Here is a 22,778-nt window from a genome sequence, read left to right as displayed (position 1 = left end):
CAGCAAAGCCCGCCATTATAGCGTCAGTAGGCGGCGAAGGCCACCATCATCAGTCGGGCAGCTGTTCCAGGAAGCGCTGAGCGTCCAGGGCGGCCATGCAACCCGTTCCGGCGCTCGTGATCGCCTGACGGTAGACGTGATCTTGCACATCGCCTGCAGCAAACACGCCTGGCACACTGGTTTCGGTGGCGAAACCTTGCAAGCCGCCGCGCGTCTTGATGTAGCCGTTTTCCATCGCCAGTTGGCCGGCAAACACTTCGGAGTTGGGGGTGTGGCCGATGGCGATGAAGCAACCCTGGAGTTGGATGTCTTCGGTTTGGCCGCTGTCCACATGGCGCAGGCGGATGCCTGTCACGCCGGTGTTGTCGCCCAGGACTTCGTCCAGCCGGTAGAACGTCTTCAACTCGATCTTGCCGGCAGCCACCTTTTCCATCAGCTTGTCCACCAGAATCGGCTCGGCGCGGAATTTGTCGCGGCGATGCACCAGGGTCACCTTGCGGGCGATGTTGGACAGGTACAGCGCTTCTTCAACGGCGGTGTTGCCGCCGCCCACCACGCAAACGTCCTGATCGCGGTAGAAGAAGCCGTCGCACGTCGCACAGGCCGACACGCCGCGGCCCATGAAAGCCTCTTCCGACGGCAAGCCCAGGTAGCGCGCGGAAGCGCCAGTGGCGATGATCAGGCTGTCGCAGGTGTACTCACCGTTGTCGCCAAACAGCCGGAAAGGGCGAGTGGCCAGGTCGGCCGAGTGGACCTGGTCGAACACCATCTGGGTATTGAAGCGCTCGGCGTGGTGCAGGAACCTCTGCATCAGATCGGGGCCCTGCACGCCCATGGCGTCTGCGGGCCAGTTGTCGACCTCCGTGGTGGTCATCAACTGGCCGCCCTGCGCCATACCGGTTACCAGCATCGGTTGCAGGTTGGCCCTCGCGGCATATACAGCAGCCGTGTAACCGGCGGGGCCGGAGCCCAGGATCAGCACTTTGGAATGAAGGGAAGTCATGGATATCGGAAAGAGGGGAACAGCGGGTAAGCTACGATTGCAACTCGGGAGCGAGCGTGCAAAACTTCACAAAGCCATGGCATTCATGCCGCTCGGATTAGAAGGATTTTAGGGAGTCGGCCAATGGCCGGTGTCCGAAAGGGATTGAGATGACGATGCTTTCGAGCCTGGATCTGATTCGCAGAGTACCGCTTTTTTCGATGCTCACGGAATCGCAGGCGAATGCCGTTGCAGATGCGGTGATCAAACGGCGTTTCAAGCGCGGCGAGATGATCGTCGAGCAAGGCAAGAAGTCCAACGCGCTGTTCATTTTGCTGAACGGGCGCGCTCGCGTGGTCACGGCGGACAGCCGTGGCCGTGAGGTGATCCTGGCGACGCTGCAGCCGGGCGATCACATCGGTGAAATGAGTCTGATCGACAACGAACCCCATTCGGCCACCGTGCGCGCCGAGGTGCAGACCGACGTGCTGATGCTGGGCCGCCTGGAGTTTGCCCGCTGCCTGCCCGAGAATTCGTCCATGGCCTACGCTGTCATGCGCGGCCTGGTGCAGCGACTGCGGCACGCTGATCGCAAGATCGAGTCGCTGGCCCTGATGGACGTGTATGGCCGTGTGGCGCGCGCGCTGCTCGAATTTGCGAGCCAGACGCCAGAAGGCGAATTGCTGATTCGCGAGCGCATTTCCCGCCAGGACATTGCCAAGATGGTGGGCGCCTCCAGAGAGATGGTCAGCCGCGTCATGAAGGATCTGGAAGAGCGCGGTTTCATCGAGACACAGGAAAACGGCGCCATTGTGGTCAAGGAACGTTTGAACGCGCTGGGCTGAGCCGGGCCGCCGCCTCTCTCGCGGCGCAAGGGAGCCACTGGGACGTGCGGTCCGTGGCGTGAACGTGTTCGTACGTTGAGCCGGCGCTCACGTGTTTGCGCGAAGCTGTGGGTTACCGATCGATTCCGGGCTTTCTTGTTCGCGCAGCCGTGCGGTAAGCTACGAAAGTTGTAGTTGAATCCATGGCTTACCCTCTTAATACCTTCAATGCAGATCCGGGCACCGAGGTGCCGCGCACGGGCATCTTGCGCTTTGCTCAGGAAGTCGTTCTGGTCATCGGCCTGGCCGTCATCATCTTCCTGGTGATGGCGTTGTCCAGCTATTCGGCCCAGGATGCGGCGTGGTCCACGTCAGGCGCGGGGGGCTCGCTGCACAACTGGGCGGGCAAGCTGGGCGCTTGGCTGGCCGACCTGGCCTACGTGCTCATGGGGTTTTCAGCTTGGTGGTGCGTTGCGGCGGCCATTGGCGCGTGGCTGCGCGGCGTACGCCGCTGGCTGCGTGGCGCCGCGCCGCAGCCGATTCCTGCGGGCTCCAGGCGGGCCCGCATCTGGTACCGCATTCGCAATGCGCACTGGGTTTTCTGGATCGGGCTGGCGCTGGTTTTGGCTGCCAGCACGGGGCTGGAGTGGACGCGCCTCTACCGCTGGGATGACGCGCTTCCAGGGGTTTCAGGTGGCGTGCTGGGCTATTTGGGCGGCCCCTTGGCAGTCAAATGGCTGGGCTTCACCGGCTCGGCGCTGCTCGGCATCCTGACGCTGGTCTTCGGTGTCTCGCTGCTGTTCGGCTTTTCCTGGACGGGCGTGGCCGAGCGCATCGGCGCGGCACTTTTCGGGGTGGTCGAATCGCGGCGTGAGCGGCGCGAAGTCGCGCGCGACGTGGCTGCCGGCAAGCAGGCTGCGCGTGAACGCGAAGAGGTCGTGCACCACGAGCGCGAAGTGATCGAAGAGCAGCACCCGGCGCCGGTGTTCATTGAGCCCGCAGTGGCCGCCGTGCCGGTGAGCGACCGCGTCGTCAAGGAAAAGCAAAAGCCCTTGTTCACCGAGTTGCCCGACAGCAACCTGCCGCAGGTTGACCTGCTGGATGGCGCGCCCGCGCACCAGGAAAGCGTGGCGCCCGAAACGCTTGAGATGACCAGCCGCCTGATCGAGAAAAAGCTCAAGGACTTCGGCGTGGACGTGCGCGTCGTTGCCGCCGCACCTGGCCCGGTGATCACGCGCTATGAAATCGAGCCTGCCACTGGCGTCAAAGGCTCGCAGGTGGTCAATCTGGCGAAAGACCTGGCGCGTTCGCTGTCGCTGGTGTCCATCCGGGTGATCGAGACGATTCCTGGCAAGAATTTCATGGCCTTGGAATTGCCCAACGCCAAGCGCCAGACCATCCGCCTGTCCGAGATTCTGGGTTCGCAGGTCTATCACGACGCCAAGTCGCTGCTGACCGTGGGGCTGGGCAAGGACATCATCGGCAAGCCCGTGGTCGCCGATTTGGCCAAGATGCCGCACGTGATGGTCGCGGGCACCACCGGGTCGGGTAAGTCGGTTGGTATCAACGCCATGATCCTGAGCTTGCTGTACAAGGCCGAGCCCAAGGACGTGCGCGTGCTGATGATCGACCCCAAGATGCTGGAGATGTCGGTCTACGAAGGCATTCCGCACCTGCTGGCGCCGGTCGTCACCGACATGAAGCAGGCGGCCAACGGCCTGAACTGGTGCGTGGCCGAGATGGAGCGACGCTACAAGCTGATGAGCAAGGCCGGTGTGCGCAACCTCGCCGGTTTCAACCAGAAGATCGACGAGGCCAAGGCGCGCGGCGAGTTCATCTACAACCCGTTCAGTCTGACCCCCGACGACCCCGAGCCGTTGGAGCGGCTGCCCTACATCGTCGTGGTGATCGACGAGCTGGCCGATCTGATGATGGTGGTCGGCAAGAAGATCGAAGAGCTGATCGCCCGGCTGGCGCAGAAAGCGCGCGCGGCGGGCATTCACCTGATTCTGGCCACCCAGCGCCCCAGCGTGGACGTGATCACGGGCCTCATCAAAGCCAACATCCCGACGCGGATCGCGTTTCAGGTCAGCAGCAAGATCGACAGCCGCACCATCCTGGACCAGATGGGCGCCGAAGCCTTGCTGGGCATGGGCGACATGCTGTACATGCCCAGTGGCACCGGCTTTCCGCAGCGGGTGCACGGCGCATTCGTCAGCGACGACGAGGTGCACCGCGTGGTGGAATACCTCAAGTCGCAGGGCGAGCCCAACTACATCGAGGGCGTGCTGGAAGGCGGCACCGTCGATGGTGAAGACGGCGCGCTGGGCGGCGGCGAGGGCGGTGGCGAGGCCGATCCGCTGTACGACAAGGCCGTGCAGATCGTGCTGTCCAACAACAAGGCCAGCATCTCGCTGGTGCAGCGGCACCTGTCGATCGGCTACAACAAGGCGGCCAACCTGCTCGAAGCAATGGAAAAAGCGGGTCTGGTCAGCGCCATGAACGGCCGCGGGCAACGCGAAATTCTGGCGCCCGCGCGCGCAGAGTAGGGCGCATTGCCTTACTTGCCGCAAACCTTGGATTCGGGTTGCGCAAATCATCCGTTTCCCGCTGTCGTGCAGCGTGCGGCGGATGTGTCCGCTTCGCAATCGGGTGTTTCAAATCGTGGGGCGCTGAACCTTTGGCGCCACCCCCAGTCTCATTGACCATGACGCATTTCAGCCATTTCACCCGCGCCCTTGCATCCGTCCGCCGCCCGTGGGGCCGCGCCGCCTGCGCAGCCGCCTTGGCTCTATTGGCACCGCTGGCCTGGGCCGGCGGCATGGACAGCCTGTCCGATTTCGTGAAGCAGGCGCGCAGCGGCAAAGCTGGTTTCACGCAGGTGGTGACGGCGCCGGGCAAGGAAGGGCGCCCCGGCAGCACCAAGACGCAGACCGGCACCTTTGAATTTCAGCGCCCCGGCAAGTTTCGTTTTGACTACAGCAAGCCGTTCGAGCAGACCATCGTCGCCGACGGGCAAACGCTGTGGCTGTACGACGTCGATCTGAACCAGGTCACGGCCCGCAAGCAGGACCAGGTGCTGGGCAGCACGCCCGCGGCCATCATCGCCGCCGCGCCCGATCTGAAGGCTTTGCAGCGCGATTTCACGCTGACCGAAGAGCCCGACGCGCAAGGCCAGCAATGGGTGAAAGCCGTGCCCAAGGCACGCGACGGCCAGCTGCAGAGCATCCGACTGGGCTTCAAGACGGCGGGGCAAAGCGCCGAGCTTGCCACCCTTGAAATCGCCGACAGCTTCGGGCAGCGTTCCGTGCTGACCTTCAGCCGGGTCGAGCTGAACGTGAGCCTGCCGGCCAACCGCTTTCAATTCAAGCCGCCAGCGGGCGCGGACGTGCTGCGCAACTGAGGCGCTGAAACTCACCACCGGCGAGCCTGCCGCCTTGCCGGCTTAAGCACCTGGTTGCTTCAAATAGCATAGCTGCTACCGCAGGTGCAGCGGGCGCTAGAGCATGTTTTCTTTCTAAATTTTGAGCGCCAATTGCGCCGCTGCGAAGTCGGGCGTGTGGGCGACTTTTCCATCTGACGCTATCGGCCGATCGCTCTCTCTCACAACGCGGCCATGGTTGCGCCCGACCAGTCGGCGCCGTCGCCGCAGCAGCATGTACCATGACCGCGCACCATGAGCACGTCGCGCACCTCTCGTCCTTCCGGCCCTTCTGCGGGCGTTCACGTTCCGCTGGCTGAGCGCCTTCGCCCCCACAACCTGGGTGAAGTGGTCGGGCAGCAGCACCTGCTGGGCGAGGGCATGGCCTTGCGCATCGCGTTCGAATCCGGCCAGCCGCACAGCTGCATCCTTTGGGGCCCGCCGGGCACCGGCAAGACCACCATTGCGCGGCTGATGGCCGACGCTTTCGATGCGCAGTTCATCCCCATCAGCGCCGTGCTGGGTGGGGTGAAGGACATCCGCGAGGCGGTCGAGCTGGCGCAGAAGGCGCGCGATGGTCTGGTGCCGCAAAGCACCATCGTGTTCGTCGACGAGGTGCACCGCTTCAACAAAAGCCAGCAAGATGCCTTCTTGCCGCATGTTGAAAGCGGGCTGTTCACCTTCATCGGTGCCACCACCGAGAACCCTTCGTTCGAGGTGAATTCGGCCCTGCTGTCGCGCGCAGCGGTGTACGTGCTGAATTCTTTGACAGACGACGATCTCAAGCAGATTCTGGCCCGGGCGCAGGCAGAATATGCGCAGACAGCTATCGAAAGTGAAGCGGCAGACCGCCTGATCGCCTACGCCGACGGCGACGCACGGCGCCTGCTGAACACGCTGGAGACGATGTTCGTCTCGGCCCAGGCGGAAGGCCTGTCCACCATCACCGACGCGTGGCTGCTGAAGGTACTGGGCGAGCGCCTGCGCCGCTACGACAAGGGCGGCGAGCAGTTCTACGACACCATCAGCGCGCTGCACAAGTCGGTGCGCGGCAGCGACCCGGATGCCGCGCTGTACTGGCTGGTGCGCATGCTCGACGGCGGGGCCGATCCGCGCTACATGGCGCGGCGCATGGTGCGCATGGCCAGCGAAGATATCGGCCTGGCCGACCCGCGCGCGCTGCGCCTGGCGCTGGACGCGGCCGAAGTGTATGAAAGGCTGGGCAGCCCCGAGGGCGAGCTGGCGCTGGCCGAATGCGTGGTGTACCTGGCCATGGCGCCCAAAAGCAACGCCGTCTACAGCGCCTACAACGCGGTGCGCGCCTTCATCAAGCAGGACATCACGCGCCCCGTGCCCATGCACCTGCGCAACGCGCCCACCAAGCTGATGAAGCAGCTTGACTACGGCAAGGGCTACCGCTACGCCCACAACGAGGAAGACGCGTTCGCTGCCGGCGAGTCGTATTTGCCCGAAGGCATGCCGCCGCAAGCCTTCTATGAGCCCGTGCCGCGCGGGCTCGAGATCAAGATCGGCGAACGGCTGGCCCAGTTGCGCCAGCGCAACCTAGACGCCGGGCGCACCGAATAGCGGCGCCGTGCACGCCGGAGGTGCATTTGCCTGCGCGCGACGCACCTATAAAGAAAAGAGGGAAAACCCCCGTGCACCATTTGCTGGCGCCCTAATTCCTGTCGCTAGAATTTTGGCTTGTCCAAACCCGCTGCGAACAAGCTGGCGGGTTTTTTGCTAGGTACATACCTGAAAGAGACCCAACAGGTCTCGCGGCAGTTTCGCCAGATAACCCGGGCATCCCATTGATCATGGGTGCGGCGCCACAGAGAGGAAGTGTTTCATGGAAATCTTGCTACAGCAGATCATCAACGGTCTGGTGCTGGGCAGCATGTACGCGTTGATAGCCTTGGGCTACACGATGGTGTACGGCATCATCCAGCTGATCAACTTCGCGCACGGCGAGGTGTTGATGGTCGGCGCGCTGACGGCGTGGTCCATCATCGGCGTGATGCAAAGCAGCATGCCCGGCGCGCCGGGGTGGGTCATCCTGATCCTGGCGATGGTGATTGCCTGCGTGGTGGCCGCGGCACTGAACTTCGTGATCGAGAAATTGGCGTACAGGCCCTTGCGCAACAGCCCGCGATTGGCGCCGCTGATCACCGCCATCGGCATGTCGATCCTGCTGCAGACGCTGGCCATGATCATCTGGAAGCCCAACTACAAACCCTTCCCGACCCTGTTGCCCAGCGCCCCGTACAACGTGATGGGCGCCTACATCACCCCCACGCAGATCATGATCCTGTGCGTCACCGCCGTGTCGCTGGCTGGGCTTATGTACCTGGTGCACTACACCCGCCTGGGCCGCGCAATGCGCGCCACGGCCGAGAACCCGCGCGTGGCCGGGCTGATGGGCGTCAAGCCCGACATGGTGATTTCCGCCACCTTCATCATTGGCGCCATGCTGGCCGCCATTGCCGGTGTGATGTACGCGTCCAACTACGGCACGGTGCAGCACACCATGGGCTTCCTGCCTGGCTTGAAAGCCTTCACCGCAGCCGTGTTTGGCGGCATCGGCAACCTGGGCGGTGCCGTGCTGGGCGGCATTCTGCTGGGCCTGATCGAGGCCATTGGCTCGGGCTACATCGGCACACTGACGGGCGGCCTGCTGGGCAGCCAGTACACCGACATCTTCGCTTTCATCGTGCTGATCATCGTGCTGACGCTGCGGCCTTCCGGCCTGTTGGGCGAACGTGTGGCCGACCGCGCCTGACCGGGGGAAAACATGACGCAAAAGAACAAACTGATCGTTTTTCTGATCTGTGGCATCGCACTGCTGCTGGTGCCGCTGGTGCTACAGAGCTTCGGCAATGCCTGGGTGCGCATCGTCGACATCGCGCTGCTGTATGTGATGCTGGCCCTGGGCCTGAACATCGTGGTGGGCTACGCCGGCCTGCTGGATCTGGGCTACGTCGCCTTCTTTGCCGTGGGCGCGTACCTGTACGGTTTGTTGGCGTCGCCGCACCTGACCGACACCTTCCCGGCCATCGCCGCTGCCTTCCCCAACGGTTTTCACACCTCGTTGTGGATGGTGATTCCGCTGGCCTTGGTGCTGGCGGCGTGCACGGGCGTGCTGCTGGGCATTCCGGTGCTGAAACTGCGCGGTGACTACCTCGCCATTGTGACGCTGGGCTTCGGCGAGATCATCCGGATCTTCATGAACAACCTGGACCACCCGTACAACCTAACCAACGGGCCCAAGGGCATCAGCCAGATCGACTCGGTCAAGGTGTTTGGCCTGGATTTGGGCAAGCCGCTGACGATCGGCGGGTTCGAGATCGCCTCCGTCTCGCTGTATTACTACCTGTTCCTGTTCCTGGTCATCGTTACCGTATTCATCTGCAGCCGCCTGCAGGATTCGCGCGTGGGCCGCGCCTGGATGGCCATCCGCGAAGACGAGATCGCCGCCAAGGCCATGGGCCTGAACACCCGCAACCTCAAGCTGCTGGCCTTTGCCATGGGCGCCTCTTTCGGTGGCGTTTCGGGCGCCATGTTCGCGGCCTTCCAGGGCTTCGTGTCGCCGGAATCCTTCAGCCTGATGGAGTCGGTGATGATCGTCGCTATGGTGGTGCTGGGCGGTATCGGCCACCTGCCTGGCGTGATCCTGGGGGCGTTGTTGCTGGCTGCGTTGCCGGAAGTGCTGCGCTACGTGGCCGGCCCGCTGCAAGCCATGACCGATGGACGACTCGACTCCGCCATCCTGCGCCAGCTGCTGATCGCGCTGGCCATGATCAGCGTCATGCTGATTCGCCCGCGCGGCCTGTGGCCCTCGCCAGAGCACGGTAAGGCGCGCAAACTCAATGTTGAACCCGGCGGCCAATCGGCGCCGACGACGGCGCAGCAAAACGCGCCCGGCGTCGACTTCCCGGCCGATGCCGAGCCCGGTAACACCGACGTGCGCCAGTACCCCATCAACCCCTGAGGAAGCCCCTACCAATGAGCAACGACACCGTACTCAAAGTCCAGGGCGTTTCCAAGCGCTTTGGCGGCCTGCAAGCCCTGACCGACGTGGGCATCACCATCCGGCGCGGCCAGGTCTACGGCCTGATAGGCCCCAACGGCGCGGGCAAGACCACGTTCTTCAACGTGTTGACCGGCTTGTACACGCCCGATGCCGGGTCTTTTGAACTGGATGGCAAGCCCTACAAGCCGCAGGCCGTGCACCAGGTGGCCAAGGCGGGCATTGCCCGCACGTTCCAGAACATTCGCCTGTTTGCCGAAATGACTGCGCTCGAAAACGTGATGGTCGGCCGCCACGTGCGCACCCATTCCGGCCTGTTTGGCGCCATCTTTCGCACACGCGGGTTCAAGGCCGAAGAAGACGCCATCACCCAGCGCGCACGCGAGTTGCTGGATTACGTGGGCATCGGCAAGTACGCCGACTTTCGCTCGCGCACGCTGTCGTATGGCGACCAGCGCCGCCTGGAGATCGCCCGTGCGTTGGCCACCGACCCGCAGCTGATCGCGCTGGACGAGCCAGCGGCCGGCATGAACGCCACCGAAAAAGTGCAGCTGCGCGAGCTGATCGACCGCATCCGCAAGGACAACCGCACCATCTTGTTGATCGAACACGACGTGAAGCTGGTGATGGGCCTGTGCGACCGCGTGACGGTGCTGGACTACGGCAAGCAGATTGCCGAAGGTACGCCCGCCGAAGTGCAGAAGAATCCGAAAGTTATTGAAGCCTATCTGGGCACGGGAGAGCATTGATATGGCCCAGGTGTTGTTGAAGGTTTCCGGCCTGAAGGTGGCCTATGGAGGCATCCAGGCCGTCAAGGGCGTGGATTTCGAGGTGCGTGAGGGTGAGCTGGTCTCGCTCATCGGCTCCAACGGGGCGGGCAAGACCACCACGATGAAGGCGATCACGGGCAACCTGCCGCTGGCCGGGGGCGACATTGAGTACCTCGGCAAGTCGATCAAGGGGCAGGGCCCCTGGGACTTGGTGCGCCAGGGCCTGGCCATGGTGCCCGAGGGCCGCGGCGTGTTCACCCGCATGACCATCACCGAAAACCTGCTGATGGGCGCCTATACGCGGCGCGACAAAGCTGGCATCAACGCCGACATCGAGAAGGTTTTCACCATCTTCCCGCGCCTGCGCGAGCGCAAGGACCAGCTGGCTGGCACCATGTCGGGCGGTGAACAGCAGATGCTGGCCATGGGCCGCGCGCTGCTCAGCCGCCCCAAGCTGCTGCTGCTGGACGAGCCGTCCATGGGCCTGTCGCCCATCATGGTCGACAAGGTCTTTGAAGTGGTGCGCGACGTGTACGCGCAGGGCGTCACGATCCTGCTGGTGGAGCAGAACGCCAGCCGCGCGCTGGCGCTGGCCGACCGCGGCTACGTGATGGAATCCGGCTTGATCACCATGCAAGGTGGCGGGCAGGAGCTGCTGGCCAACCCCCGCGTGCGGGCGGCCTACTTGGGCGAATAAGGCGCTGGCTGAAGACGGGTGCGCGGCGGTGCTCTGTGCCAGGGCCGCCCGCCGCTTGTGCGGGCGTTGGCGCGGCGTGCTGTGCTTCGCTGCCGATCTTGCGCGGCCGCCTCGTGCAGGTGCGCCACCGATTCAGTGGTCGCGCCCGTCATTTACTCCTGAAAAGATAGCTGCCCGCGCTGATCGGTCGGGCGCTGGAGGCCAATTCGCCTAGTAGGCGTGCCGCGCCGCTTTATCTCGCGACCGGCCTCACTGCAGGTCTTCATGCTCGAAGTTGTCGGCGCCCAGCTTCCAGTACGCGGCGATGCGCATGGCCTCTTTGGGGTGGCCTTGGGTGTGCAGCACCAGGTCGCGTACACGCGCCATCGTGGCCGCTTCGCCCGCCGCCCAGATATAGCCTTCGCCACTGCGGGGCGCCAGGCTGGCCAGTGCGCTGAGCATGGCGTCGCCGCTGGCCACTTGATGCAGTTCGACCTGCGCGGCGCTGCGCTCCACTTCGAGGATGGCGGTGTCGGCCAACTGCGCCACCACGATGACGCGGGCGCCCTTGGGCAGCTCGGCCAGGCGCCGCCCGATGGCGGGCGCCGCCGTGGCGTCGCCGATCAGCAGGTGCCAGTCGTAGTCGGTGGGTACCACCATCGAACCGCGTGGCCCGGCAATCACCACGCTTTGGCCGGGCGCCGCCTGGCGCGCCCAGTCGGATGCCACGCCCGTACCGTGCAGCGCGAAGTCGATCGAAAGCTCGCGCCGCTCGGTGCTCCACGCGCGGGGCGTGTAGTCGCGCCGATCTGGGGGCGCATCGGCCGCCGCACCGGGCCGCGCCAGGATGAACTTGACGTGGTCGTCAAACCCTTGCGAAACGAAGTCGGCCAGCGATTCGCCGCTGAAGACAACGCGCACGAAGTCGGGGCCGATGGGCTCCACGCGGGCAACCTGCACGTCGCGGAACTGCAGCACATGCCGCACGCGCTCGACGCGGCGGGCCACGGAAGGAGAAGGTGAATTCACGTTGACGGCCTGATTGGTTGATAATGTCATCAATTATGGCGCGAACGGTTGACCATATCAACAAAATGGCGAATCCCACCCCAGCAGCATTGCCCGAAGCCGCCACTGCCCCGGCGCCCACGCCGGAAGACGTGGTCGAAGCCTTGCACCAGACCATGCGTGGCTTGCGCGCGGCCTTTCACGGCGGTGGCCGCAAGGAGGGGCGCGACCTCACGCACCTCGACAGCCGGGTGCTGGGCTTTTTTGCGCGCTGCCCGGGCGCCACCCAGAAAGAGCTGGCGCAGCACAGCGGGCGCGACAAAGGGCAGATCGCGCGCCTGATCCATGGGCTGAAGGAGCGGGGCCTGCTTTCGGCCACGCCGGACGAGGCCGACCGCCGCACGCTGCGCATCGAGCTGACGCCCGCAGGCCTGGACGCCCACCGGGCGCAGCACGCGCGGGCCTACGCCTTGGCAGAACAATCCGCCCAGGCATTGAGCGACGACGAGCGCCGCACCTTGATTGACCTGCTGCAGAAGGTGCACACCCATTTGGGCGCCGGCGCCTGAAGTTGGTGCGCGCCTGCACGTGCCGGCGCGGCGCGGGCGGGCACGCCGTAGTGACTGGGACGGCCCGGCGGATCGCGGTAGCATTGGCGAGCGCGCCGATGCTCCACTTTGGGGCACGGTGCTGGCTTTCCCGAAGCATTTTTCAACGAGATGAACGATATGAAAAACACCCATCGCATTTCCGCCACCGCCCTGGCCGTCGCTGGCCTGATGGTCGCTGCCGCCGCCAACGCCCAGGAAGTCCAAACCGTCAAGATCGCCCACGCGGGCCCGACGTCCGGCGGCATCGCCCACATCGGCAAGGACACCGAGAACGGCGTGCGCATGGCCATCGACGAGCTGAACGCGCAGAACCTGACCATCGGCGGCAAGAAGATCAAGTTCGAGATCGTGGCCGAAGACGACGCGGGCGACCCCAAGCAGGCCACCGCCGTGGCACAAAAACTGTGCGACATGAAAGTGGCTGGCGTGGTGGGCCACCTGCAATCGGGCACGACGATTCCCGCTTCGAGCATCTACCACGGCTGCGGCATTCCGCACATCACCACCGCGGCCACCAACCCGGACGTGACCAAGCCCGGCTACAAGACCACCTACCGCCTGATTGCCAACGACAACGCCCTGGGCGCTGCGCTGGCCATCTACGCGGCCGACGCGCTCAAGCTGAAGAACGTGGCCGTTATCGACGACCGCACCGCCTACGGCCAGGGCCTGGCCGATGTGTTCAAGCAAACGGCGAAGAAAAAGGGCTTGAACGTGGTGGCGTCGGAATTCACCACCGACAAGGCCACCGATTTCATGGCCATCTTGACCAACATCCGCAGCAAGAAGCCTGACGCGATCTTCTACGGCGGCCTGGATTCGCAGTCTGGCCCGATGCTGCGCCAGCTTGAGCAGCTTGGCCTGGGCAACGTGAAGTTCTTCTCGGGCGACGGCTCGTGCACTGAAAAGCTGCCCGAGCTGGCCAGCAAAGTCGCCGCTGTCGGCAATGTGACCTGCGCCACTGGCGGCATCTCCGTCGAGAAGATGGCCGGCGGCCAAGAGTGGAAGAAGCGCTACGACGCCAAGTACCCCGGCCAATTCCAGATCTACAGCCCGTATTCGTACGACGCCACCATGGTGCTGGTCGACGCGATGAAGCGCGCCAACTCGGTCGATCCGAAGGTCTACGTGCCTGCGCTGGCCAAGACCAACTACAAGGGCGTGACAGCGCAGATCCAGTTCACCAACAAGGGTGAGCTGACCCAGCCCGCCGTGACGCTGAACGGCTACAAGAATGGCGTGCGCACGCCGCTGAACTGATATCAGCCAAACGCCTGCGCGTTCAAGCAAAAAGCCACGCTGTCCGGCGTGGCTTTTTTATTGGGCGCGGCGTGCTGGCTCAGTCCACCTTCGCGCCCGATCGCTTGACCACCGGCTCGTAGCGGGCGCGCTCGCGGTCCATCAACTGGCCGAACTGCTCGGGCGTGGTGGCCACCGGCTCGGCCATCAGCAGGGCGAAGCGCTGCTGCGTCTCGGGGCTCTTCAGCGCGGTGGTGAAGGCCGCGTTCAGCTTGTCGATCACCGCGCGGGGCGTGCCCGCGGGGGCCACCAGGCCCCACCAGGTGTCCACTTCAAAACCCTTGATCGTGTTGGCCAGCGGCGGCACGCCCGGCAGCATGGATGAGGGCTTGGCGGTGGTCACGGCCAATGCCTTCAGCTTGCCCGACTTGATGTTGGGCGCCGCCGTGGCCAGGTTGTCGATGTTGTAGTCGACCTGGCCGGACAAAAGCGCCAGCTGCGCCGGGTTGCCGCCGTTGTAGGGAATGTGCACGGTGAAGATGCCGGCGCCCTGCTTGAACATTTCGCCCGCCAGGTGCCCGGCCGAGCCATTGCCGCCCGAGCCGTAGTTCAGCTTGCCGGGGTTCTTCTTGGCGTAGGCGATCAGGTCGGCCACGGTGTTGATGTGCAGGCGCGCGGCGGTGTCGGCGTTCATCACCAGCACGTTGGGCACGCGCACCATCTGGGTGATGGGGGCGAAATCCTTCGCGGCGTCGTACGGCATCTTGGCGAACAGCCAGGGGTTGATGGCGTGCGTGGCCACGGCGGCCAGGCCGATGGTGCGGCCGTCGGGCGCGGCCTTGGCGACCAGGTCGCTGCCCAGGTTGCCGCCGGCGCCCGGCTTGTTGTCCACCACCACGATGCCCAGCGAATCCTTCACCCGCTCGGCCAGCGCGCGCGAGGTGATGTCCAGCGGGCCGCCCGCGGCGTAGGGCACGATCAGGCGAATGGGTTTGCCGTTGTCGGCCAAAGCGCTTGCGCTGGCGGCCAGCGCGATGCTGGCCAGCATGAGGTGTCTGCGTTGCATGGTTGTCTTATCAATCAAAAAAACAGGCTCCAGCGCAGGTGCAGAGGGCGCTGGCAGCTATCAAAAAAGAAGCGAATGGCGCTGGCCGATCAGGGCGCGGCCTTGTCCGCCTCGGTGGTGAAGGCGTCGGCGTAGAACTCTTCCTCGGGCAGCGCGGCGCGCTCGGTGAAGTCCTTGCGGGCCGAATCCACCACGATGGGCGCGCCGCACGCATACACCTGGTGGCCGGACAGATCAGGCAGGTCTTGCAGCACGGCCTGGTGGACGAAGCCGGTGCGGCCCGTCCAGCCGTCTTCGGGCAGCGCGTCGGACACGACGGGCACGTAGCGCAGGTGCGGCATGGCCGCCTGCTGCTCGCGCACCCAGGCGTCCAGGTACAGATCGTGCGGGCGGCGGCCGCCCCAGTACAGCACCACGTCGCGCGTGATGCCCATGAACTGCATGTGCTCCAGGATCGCCTTCACGGGCGCAAAGCCGGTGCCCGACGCCAGCATGACGATGGGCTTGGGCGAATCGTCGCGCAGGTAAAAGCTGCCGTACGGCCCTTCGATGCGCAGGATTTCCTTTTCCTTCATCGCGCCGAACACGTGATCGGTGAACTTGCCGCCCGGCATGTGGCGGATGTGCAGGTCCACCATGGGCGCGCCGCTTTCCAGCAGGCGGTGCGGCGCGTTCGCCATGCTGTAGCTGCGGCGCGCGCCGTCGCGCAGGATGAATTCGATGTACTGGCCCGCGTGAAACTGCATCACGTCGGCGGCGGGCAGCTGCAGCTTCACACGCATCACGTCGTGCGACAGGCGTTCCAGCTGGGCCACGCGCGCGGGCATTTTCTTGATCGGGAAGGCCCCTGCGTGCGTCACCTGGCGCGATTCCAGCACCACGTCGCTGGTGGCGGTGCCGCAGCACGTCAGCACGTAGCCGTCGGCCTCTTCCTGCGCGCTGAGCGCTTTTTCCTGGTGCGGCCCGTGGACCACCGTGCCCGACAGCTTCTTGCACTTGCACGAACCGCAGGCGCCGTCCTTGCAGCCGTAGGGCAGGCCCACGCCCTGGCGAATGCCGGCTGCCAGCATCGTTTCGCCCGCATCCGCTTCAAAGCTGCGGCCGCTGGGCAGCACCGAGATGTTGAACGCCATGTCTTCGATATCCTCGCGGGTCTGTCTGTATCTGTACTGAACGGTCGATTTTGCCCTCAAACCTCAGCCCCCTCGGCGCGCTGCCCGCCCGCTTTCGCCGTGCGCGCGTCTTGATCGTCGGCTACGGCGACGTGGGTGGGCGCGTCGCGCGCCTGCTGGCGCCGCGCGTGCGGGTGCTGGGCCTGACTCGGAGTGCCGCATCCACTGGCAGTGGCGGGGCGTTGGGTAACGGGCCCGCGGCCTTCATGCTGCGCGGCGATCTGGACAGCCCCGCCAGCCTGCGCCGTCTGGCGGGCGTGGCCACGCACGTGCTGCACCTGGCCCCGCCGCCCGGCAGCGGCACGGGCGACCCGCGCACGGCGGCGCTGCTGCGGGCGCTGGCGAGGCGCACGCCGCCGCAGGCGTTGGTGTACGCGTCCACCAGCGGGGTGTACGGTGATCGCGCGGGCGCCTTCATCGACGAAACGGCCACCGTGCGCCCCAGCACGGCGCGGTCGGCCCGGCGGGTGGCGGCCGAGCGCCTGGTGCGCGACTTTGGCCAGCGCGCGGCCGTGCGCACCGCCGTGCTGCGCATTCCGGGTATCTACGCGCCCGACCGGCCCAACGGCACGCCCCGCGCGCGCCTGCTGGCGGGCACGCCGGTGCTGAACGCCGACGATGACGTCTACACCAACCACATCCATGCCGATGACCTGGCGCGCGCCTGCGTGCTGGCACTGTGGCGCGCCGGGCCGCAGCGCGTGATCAACGCCAACGACGACAGCCAGCTGAAGATGGGCGACTACTTCGACATGGCTGCCGACCTGTACGGCGTGCCGCGCCCGCCGCGCATCGGCCTGGCAGAGGCGCCCAGCCACCTGTCGCCCGAGCGCTTGTCGTTCATGCAGGAGTCGCGGCGGCTGGACAACACACGGCTCAAGCGTGAGCCGCGCCTGCGCTTGCGCTACCCCACGCCGGCGACTGGGTTGCTACCTAAAGAATAGCTGCCGGCGCTGGTGCAGCCTGCGCTAGAGGCTGTTTTTTTTTGAAATGGGTTGGGCTGCATTGACGGCCGCTGTGGCCGCCGCCTGGCGCTTGCGGCACGGTTGCCCGGCGCTTGAGCCTTCGCCGATCGCGCCCCAGAAACGCAAAAGGCGCCCCTCATGACGAGAAGGCGCCTGAAGCGGCGAGCCAGAGTCCGCCAACAGACCAACGAAGTGCGCGACAGCGGCAAAAAACCACTGGTGCCCGGAGCCGGAATCGAACCGGCACGGTGTTGCCACCGGCAGATTTTGAATCTGCTGCGTCTACCGATTTCGCCACCCGGGCAGCGCGATAGCCAGCCCGAAATTATGGCACAGTGCGAAGCATGAACTATCCGACGATTGAGGACGCCATTGGCCGCACGCCGTTGGTGAGGCTGCAGCGCATCGATGCGCAGGTCAACACGGCCCGCGGCAATGTCGTGCTGGCCAAGCTGGAAGGCAACAACCCCGCGGGCTCGGTCAAGGACAGGCCGGCCGTGTCGATGATCCGGCGCGCCGAAGAGCGCGGCGAGATCCAGCCTGGCGACACGCTGATCGAGGCCACCAGCGGCAACACCGGCATTGCGCTGGCGATGGCCGCTGCCATCAAGGGCTACCGCATGGTGCTGATCATGCCTGAGGACTTGTCCGTCGAGCGCGCGCAGACCATGAAGGCGTTTGGCGCCGAGCTGATCCTGACGCCGCGCTCTGGCGGCATGGAATACGCGCGCGACTTGGCCGACAAGATGGTTGGCCAAGGCAAGGGCCGCATGCTGGACCAGTTCGCCAACGCCGACAACCCGCGCATCCACTACGAAACCACCGGCCCCGAGCTGTGGGAGCAGACGCAAGGGCGCATCACGCATTTCGTGAGCGCGATGGGCACCACGGGCACCATCACCGGCGTGTCGCGCTACCTGAAAGAGCGCAACCCGGCCATTCAGGTGATCGGCGCGCAGCCGGCCGAGGGTTCGCGCATTCCGGGCATCCGCAAATGGCCCGAGGAATACCTGCCGAAAATTTACGAGCCGGCCCTGGTCGATGAGCTGGTGCTGGTCGACCAGTCCGACGCCGAGGAAATGGCGCGGCGCCTGGCGCGCGAAGAGGGCATCTTTGGCGGCATTTCGTCTGGCGGCGCAGCCTGGGTGGCCGAACAAGTGGCGGCGCGCACCGAATCGGCCACCATCGTTTTTGTGGTGTGCGACCGCGGCGACCGCTATCTCTCCACCGGCGTCTTCCCCGCTTGATTCAATCCAAATCGGCCGCTGGCGTTTGCCAGTAGGGCGCAAGCAGCTATCAAAATAAAAGCATGAACGAATTCCGCTTCTGCCCGCAATGCGCCACGCCGCTGGAGCTGCTGCCCTCCCTGGAAGACGGCGGCTGGAAAGAGCGGCTGCGCTGCCCGGCCTGCGGCTTCACGCACTGGAACAACCCCACGCCGGTGCTGGCGGCCATCGTCGAATACCAAGGCAAGGTGCTGTTGGCGCGCAACGCGGCGTGGCCGCCCAAGATGTTTGGCTTGATCACCGGCTTCATGGAGGCGGGTGAATCGCCGCTGGAAGGCGTGGCGCGCGAAGTCAAGGAAGAAACCAACCTGGATGTGCGCGGCTTGAAGCTGGTGGGCGCATACGAATTCCTGCGCATGAACCAAGTCATCATCGCCTACCACGCCGTGTGCGAAGGCGATGTGCGCCTGTCGCCCGAGTTGGTGGATTGGCGCCTTTGCGCGCTGGACGAACTCAAGTGCTGGCCCGCGGGCACAGGCTATGCGTTGGCCGACTGGCTGCGCACGCGCGGGCACGAGCCGGTGTTCTTCACCGAGGAAGAAAACGCCGAGCGGCGCCGCGGGCTGGATTGATCGACAATCGCCCCATGGACATCGCAAAGGAAGTGGATGCGCGCGGCATGAATTGCCCGCTGCCCATCCTCAAGGCCAAGAAGGCGCTGGCAGAGATCGAAAGCGGGCAGCTGCTGAAGGTGGTGTGCACCGATCCGGGGTCGGTGCGCGACTTTCAGGCCTTTTGCAAGCAAACCGGCCACGGCCTGGTCGAGCAGCAGAGCGCGGGCGACGAATACACGCACGTGCTGCGGCGGCGTTGAGGTTGAAGCCAAACTGGCTGCTGGTGCTTATTTAGCAAGCGCTGGCAGCTATTTGTTTAGGAGCGTCGTGGTGCGCAGTGGCTGCGCTGGCTTGCTGTTGACCTCGCGCACGGACTCTCCAAACCCCCGCAGCCACCATTGCAGCATGGCGCTGTCCACGACCGTGGCGGTGACTTCCATCCACCCATCTCCGCAATCGCGCACCTGCTGGTCCTGGGACAAAGGCGTTTCACGCAGGTGAAAGCCAGCCTCGTTTTCAATGCAGAACGTGAGCTGCACCCGCTCCCCTTCGCCAAACCCAAAGCGTCCGTCGTCGTCGTACTTCTGCAAGTCGAAATCCGCAGGCCGCTCAAAAGCCAGCGTGGACGCCTGCGCCTTGCGGACGCGGTGCAGCGCCAGGCTGCGTTCGTTGCCAAAACCCTCATACCGGCACACCAGGTACAGGCGAGGGCCTTGCTGGGCCAGGCCCAGGGGCATGACCTTGACCGGCTTTCGTTTGCCTGCGGCGTTCTGGTAGTCCAGCTCCAGCCAGCGGTTGCCGTACAGCGCGTCGCTCACGGCTTCCAGCACGCCGGGGGCGATGGAGGGCGGCAGCAGCGGCTGGCTGGTGGCAACCACGCGCACCTTGCGCGGCCATTCACGGGCCAGGCGCACGTTGTGGCCCTGGCTATCGTCGCCCAGATTGCGGCGGGCCTGGGCAAAGAAGCCGTCCATGGACTGCATCAGCCGCGTGGGCAGCAGGTGTTTCAGGTGCTCCTCGGCCAGTTGCAGCAGCAGCGATTCGTGCGGCGTGAGGTGGGGCACGGCCAGGTGTTGGGCGCGCTCCAGCCAGCGGTAGCCGTAGGGCTTGCTGCGCTCGTCGCGCTCAATCTCGAAATGGCGCGAGAGCATTTCCAACTGGCGCTGGATGGTGCGCTCGGTACGCTCCATGCCCGCGTCCTTGAGTTGCCGGTGCAGTTCGGCGGCGGTGATCTTGCGCCCGCGCGGGATGCGGCGCAGCAGTTCCACGGCGAGCAGGACGCTTTCGAGGGTGTCGGGGCGTTGGGGCATCGCTTCAGTCTCGCACGGGCTGGGCAGGGGATTCTCCGGGTGTCATGGGGTGTCATCTTCCGCATGGTTGCGCCAGGATGGCTTCAAGCAAATTAAGGCTGTATCCCTTGTCTGGAAAGCGTCGGCAGCTATCAAATTCGATGCGGCAGCGCTATGCACCAATGTCCAGCAGAACCACCGAGACGTCATCCTGTGCCCCGGCCCGCCGGTACGCGTCGTGCAGTGCCTGCAACTTGCCTGGCGGCGCGTCGGCCACCTGCCAGAGGGCCTGCATCTGCGCATCGGTCAGCACGCCGTGCAGGCCATCGGTGGCCAGCAGATAGGCATCGCCCAGCGCGGCCTGCCCGTGCCAGATGTGCAGCCAGTCGTCCTCCTGTGCGGCGCTTTCGTCGGCGTCTTCGTCCAGATCGTCGTCGGCGTCCAGCACCAGGCAGTGCAGCAGGCCCTGGTAGATCGAAGCGTAGGCGTCCGCCTGGGCGGCATCCGCTTCGCCGTCGTCCAGCATCTGCTGCCACGCCGTATGGTCGCGGCTGAGCTGCCGCCATTGCACGCTGCCATCGGCCTGTGGGCGCAGGCGCCAGATGCGCGCATCGCCGCTGTTGACGGCGCACACCTGCCCGTCGGCCACCAGCAGGCTCGCCAGCGTGCAGGCCGCGCCACGGGTGCGGGGCTTCAGGTAGCGGGCGCGCCAGTCGAGCCGCGCATGGCGCACCAGGCCCGGCAGTTGCCGGGCGGCGGCCGGGCTGGCGCGGTGCAGCACCTGCAAAAAGCTGCGGCTGGCCAGGTCGGCGCAGGGGCTGGACGCCACGCCATCGGCCACGGACACCCACGCCACGCCGCCGGGCGCGGCGCAGGCCCATCGGCCCAGTGGCGCTTGCCGGACGTGGCGCTCGTCCAGCGTATGGAGCGCCAGCGCGTCCTGCTGCGGCGCCGGGCGGGCATGGCGCAGCGCGGCAGGGTGCATGGCCTGCTGGAAGGCCGTGATGCGCAGGCTGCTTTTACCGGCAGCCATGCTGCTCCATCAGTTGGGCGATCCGGTCGCCGAATTTCTGGATGCTCTCGTTGCGGGTCAGACCATGGCGGTTGACCATGAAAGGGATGATGGCGACCAGGATGCCGTCACGGTTGACGCCCCACCACAGGTCGCGGCCGTCGATGGGGGGGTCGTGGGTCAAGCGGGTGTTTTCGTCGCAAAACGCCTTGTGAAAATCGTCGCGGTAGCTCTTGCCAAGGCACAGAATCAGCTTGGGCCGCGCCGCTGCGGCCCATTGGCGCATCTGGGGGAAACGGAGTTGTCTGCACCATTCGATGTAGCCGGACTTCTCTTCAAACCCGGTCGCTTGCGCGAAATCTGCATGCCACCGGGCCTGGTTCGTGTCCTTGAAGGCGATGGGGTACAGGTTCATCTTGAAATACCCTGACGAGCCTTGGGTGAAGGGTTTTGCCTGTTCGCAGAAATCGCGGTATCCAGACACCTGGGTGCCATGGATGGCAGACAGTATCTTCATGGCCTGCCGGTTGAAGATGTAGCCCAGGTTGTCCGACGCATTGCCGTAGCCCCCGCGCGGGCGGGGTTCGCCGCGCTGCATTTCGGCCTGCAGTTGCCCGGCGGTGCGGGCGCCGCCCCACTCGATGCCGCACAGCCAGATGGCGCGCCGCTCGGGGCTGCCGATGTCGCCGCCGTCGCAGCCTGCATAGGACTGGGCCCATGTTTCAAATTCTGGGTGCATCGCCATCTGCTTTTTCCTTGCTGTGATTCGTCGAGCCCTGGCTGACCAGGTGCGCCTCCAGGGCTTGCAGCGCTTGCTTTGCCCCCAGCGCCAGTTCAATGTCCCTGGGGTTGTGGATGTTCGCCTCGTGCAGGTTGATGCGGATCAGCCGGCTGCCGCGCAACTGCATGCGCCGGGTGAAGTTGCGCACCGTGGGCACGGCGCGGCCCGCGCCGATCTCCAGCACCAGCGGGGCCTGGACGCTGTCCAGCCACATGTCGAGCAGCATGCGCTGCTGGGCGCTGCGCGTTGCATTCCATTGCCAGTCGTCGGCCATGAGGATGTTGGGCCGCGCCAGCGCGCCGCAGCGGGGGCAGGTTGGCAACTCGCCCCGCCATTCGCACGCGGCCTCATCCACCTGCGGGCGCAGGTCTGTCGTGGACCAGATAGGGCCTTTGCAGTTGTCCGCGCATTGCAGCCGGTGGATGGAGCCGCGGCATTCGTACACGCGGGCGGGCGTGAAGCCCGCCTTCTGGAAGTGCCCATCGATATTGCTGGTGAACACGAAGCAGCCCTGCTGCATGCGCTGCCCCCAGGCGTGGAGCAGGCCGAACCCGGCGTGGGGCGTGGCGGCGCGGTACAGGTTGAGCTGGTGGCCGTAGACGCCCCAGACAGCGGCGGGGCGCTGCTGGAACGCCTCGGGTGAGCCCATGTTGCCAAACCGCAGGCCGGAGTCGATGCCCATGCCAGCGCCCGCGGCCACGACCATGGCTTGCGCGGTGCTGATCCAGTGGGCGGCCTGGGCGAGCTTGTCTTGCAGCAGCAGGTCGGGCCCTTCACCGGCCCCTTCGGCGATGTGCCAGCCGTGACCCTGTTCGTCGCAGTTCAGGATGTCGCCGCGCATGGCGTCGCGCAGGCGGGTGGCGTGCTGGTGGCCGATGCGCAGGGCGCGTTGCAGCGTGGCGATGCCGGGGGCGCGGCGGAAAAGCACGAGCTGGCGCGCGCGCAGGTACAGCGGGTCGTCGCGGCCCTCGAAGGGTGTCTCGGTGGTCATGGCCGCCATCATCGGCCGGGCAGCGACAAACTGTGTCGCATGCAGAAGTTTTTTGTTAAATCGGCCTCTGGCGCTTGATGGAAAAGCGCTGGCAGCTATGAATA

The 22,778-nt window shown here is 65.4% G+C and carries 22 protein-coding genes and 1 tRNA gene; 14 read left to right on the top strand and 9 right to left on the bottom strand.

All coding sequences use genetic code 11. The annotated features are described in order from the left end of the window. Positions 1-49 precede the first annotated feature (49 nt). Positions 50-1,003: a thioredoxin-disulfide reductase gene (gene trxB / locus C6570_RS15625; protein ID WP_106704037.1), complete on the bottom strand. Its 954-nt coding sequence runs from the start codon at positions 1,001-1,003 to the stop codon at positions 50-52. A 149-nt stretch (positions 1,004-1,152) separates the two neighbouring features. Here trxB and C6570_RS15620 point away from each other — a divergent pair, with 149 nt between their 5' ends. The 8 genes from C6570_RS15620 (at position 1,153) to C6570_RS15585 (ending at position 10,721) form a co-directional block, all read left to right on the top strand. Next, entirely contained in the window at positions 1,153-1,827 is a 675-nt protein-coding gene (locus C6570_RS15620) for a Crp/Fnr family transcriptional regulator (protein ID WP_106704036.1), read from the top strand. Between the two features lie 182 nt (positions 1,828-2,009). Beyond that, on the top strand, positions 2,010-4,355 hold the full coding sequence (locus C6570_RS15615) for a DNA translocase FtsK (protein WP_106704035.1): 2,346 nt from the start codon (positions 2,010-2,012) through the stop codon (positions 4,353-4,355). Between the two features lie 158 nt (positions 4,356-4,513). Beyond that, positions 4,514-5,209 carry an outer membrane lipoprotein periplasmic chaperone LolA gene (gene lolA, locus C6570_RS15610; RefSeq protein ID WP_106704034.1) on the top strand — a complete coding sequence of 232 codons (696 nt, stop codon included), beginning with the start codon at positions 4,514-4,516 and terminating at the stop codon, positions 5,207-5,209. 273 nt (positions 5,210-5,482) lie between these two features. Then, entirely contained in the window at positions 5,483-6,814 is a 1,332-nt protein-coding gene (locus C6570_RS15605; RefSeq protein ID WP_106704033.1) for a replication-associated recombination protein A, read from the top strand. Positions 6,815-7,076: 262 nt separating this feature from the next. Further along, a complete protein-coding gene (locus C6570_RS15600; protein ID WP_106704032.1) occupies positions 7,077-8,006 on the top strand; it encodes a branched-chain amino acid ABC transporter permease in 930 nt (309 codons plus the stop codon). 12 nt (positions 8,007-8,018) lie between these two features. Continuing rightward, entirely contained in the window at positions 8,019-9,215 is a 1,197-nt protein-coding gene (locus C6570_RS15595) for an ABC transporter permease subunit (protein WP_106704031.1), read from the top strand. Positions 9,216-9,229: 14 nt separating this feature from the next. After that, entirely contained in the window at positions 9,230-10,003 is a 774-nt protein-coding gene (locus C6570_RS15590; RefSeq protein ID WP_106704030.1) for an ABC transporter ATP-binding protein, read from the top strand. A gap of 1 nt (position 10,004) precedes the next feature. After that, positions 10,005-10,721 carry an ABC transporter ATP-binding protein gene (locus C6570_RS15585; RefSeq protein WP_106704029.1) on the top strand — a complete coding sequence of 239 codons (717 nt, stop codon included), beginning with the start codon at positions 10,005-10,007 and terminating at the stop codon, positions 10,719-10,721. 249 nt (positions 10,722-10,970) lie between these two features. Here C6570_RS15585 and C6570_RS15580 read toward each other — a convergent pair whose 3' ends face one another. Further along, entirely contained in the window at positions 10,971-11,759 is a 789-nt protein-coding gene (locus C6570_RS15580; RefSeq protein ID WP_106704028.1) for a siderophore-interacting protein, read from the bottom strand. 35 nt (positions 11,760-11,794) lie between these two features. Here C6570_RS15580 and C6570_RS15575 point away from each other — a divergent pair, with 35 nt between their 5' ends. Both C6570_RS15575 and C6570_RS15570 read left to right on the top strand, forming a co-directional pair. Next, entirely contained in the window at positions 11,795-12,277 is a 483-nt protein-coding gene (locus C6570_RS15575) for a MarR family winged helix-turn-helix transcriptional regulator (protein WP_245896220.1), read from the top strand. Between the two features lie 159 nt (positions 12,278-12,436). Next, entirely contained in the window at positions 12,437-13,579 is a 1,143-nt protein-coding gene (locus C6570_RS15570) for a branched-chain amino acid ABC transporter substrate-binding protein (protein ID WP_106704749.1), read from the top strand. A gap of 79 nt (positions 13,580-13,658) precedes the next feature. On the opposite strand, the gene C6570_RS15565 is transcribed toward C6570_RS15570, so the two are convergent. Next, on the bottom strand, positions 13,659-14,624 hold the full coding sequence (locus tag C6570_RS15565; RefSeq protein WP_106704027.1) for a Bug family tripartite tricarboxylate transporter substrate binding protein: 966 nt from the start codon (positions 14,622-14,624) through the stop codon (positions 13,659-13,661). Between the two features lie 89 nt (positions 14,625-14,713). After that, the gene (locus tag C6570_RS15560; protein ID WP_106704026.1) at positions 14,714-15,757 is read right to left on the bottom strand and encodes a CDP-6-deoxy-delta-3,4-glucoseen reductase; all 1,044 of its coding nucleotides are present in this window, start codon (positions 15,755-15,757) and stop codon (positions 14,714-14,716) included. A gap of 50 nt (positions 15,758-15,807) precedes the next feature. Between C6570_RS15560 and C6570_RS15555 the strand changes: the two genes are divergently transcribed. Further along, a complete protein-coding gene (locus tag C6570_RS15555) occupies positions 15,808-16,740 on the top strand; it encodes an NAD-dependent epimerase/dehydratase family protein (RefSeq protein ID WP_106704025.1) in 933 nt (310 codons plus the stop codon). Between the two features lie 238 nt (positions 16,741-16,978). Here C6570_RS15555 and C6570_RS15550 read toward each other — a convergent pair. Beyond that, positions 16,979-17,065, bottom strand: a tRNA-Leu gene (locus C6570_RS15550). 40 nt (positions 17,066-17,105) lie between these two features. On the opposite strand from C6570_RS15550, the gene cysM reads away from it, so the two are divergent. The 3 genes from cysM to C6570_RS15535 all read left to right on the top strand — a co-directional run bounded on the left by cysM (position 17,106) and on the right by C6570_RS15535 (position 18,861). Next, entirely contained in the window at positions 17,106-18,008 is a 903-nt protein-coding gene (gene cysM, locus C6570_RS15545) for a cysteine synthase CysM (protein ID WP_106704024.1), read from the top strand. Positions 18,009-18,070: 62 nt separating this feature from the next. Beyond that, positions 18,071-18,619: an NUDIX hydrolase gene (locus tag C6570_RS15540; protein ID WP_106704023.1), complete on the top strand. Its 549-nt coding sequence runs from the start codon at positions 18,071-18,073 to the stop codon at positions 18,617-18,619. A 14-nt stretch (positions 18,620-18,633) separates the two neighbouring features. Further along, on the top strand, positions 18,634-18,861 hold the full coding sequence (locus C6570_RS15535) for a sulfurtransferase TusA family protein (RefSeq protein ID WP_106704022.1): 228 nt from the start codon (positions 18,634-18,636) through the stop codon (positions 18,859-18,861). 48 nt (positions 18,862-18,909) lie between these two features. On the opposite strand, the gene C6570_RS15530 is transcribed toward C6570_RS15535, so the two are convergent. From C6570_RS15530 to C6570_RS15515, 4 genes are all read right to left on the bottom strand, one after another. Beyond that, positions 18,910-19,911: a helix-turn-helix transcriptional regulator gene (locus tag C6570_RS15530; protein ID WP_106704021.1), complete on the bottom strand. Its 1,002-nt coding sequence runs from the start codon at positions 19,909-19,911 to the stop codon at positions 18,910-18,912. 151 nt (positions 19,912-20,062) lie between these two features. After that, on the bottom strand, positions 20,063-20,923 hold the full coding sequence (locus C6570_RS15525; protein ID WP_106704020.1) for a PP2C family protein-serine/threonine phosphatase: 861 nt from the start codon (positions 20,921-20,923) through the stop codon (positions 20,063-20,065). After that, entirely contained in the window at positions 20,910-21,647 is a 738-nt protein-coding gene (locus C6570_RS15520) for a hypothetical protein (RefSeq protein ID WP_106704019.1), read from the bottom strand. The genes C6570_RS15525 and C6570_RS15520 overlap by 14 nt, the downstream gene beginning before the upstream one ends. After that, complete coding sequence (locus C6570_RS15515; protein ID WP_342747936.1) at positions 21,625-22,674, bottom strand: Sir2 family NAD-dependent protein deacetylase; 1,050 nt, start codon at positions 22,672-22,674, stop codon at positions 21,625-21,627. The genes C6570_RS15520 and C6570_RS15515 overlap by 23 nt, the downstream gene beginning before the upstream one ends. Positions 22,675-22,778 lie beyond the last annotated feature (104 nt).

Source organism: Ottowia oryzae (assembly GCF_003008535.1).
Lineage (GTDB): Bacteria > Pseudomonadota > Gammaproteobacteria > Burkholderiales > Burkholderiaceae_C > Ottowia > Ottowia oryzae.
Note: the sequence above shows the minus strand (reverse complement) of the source record. Positions and strands in the feature narration are given on the sequence as shown.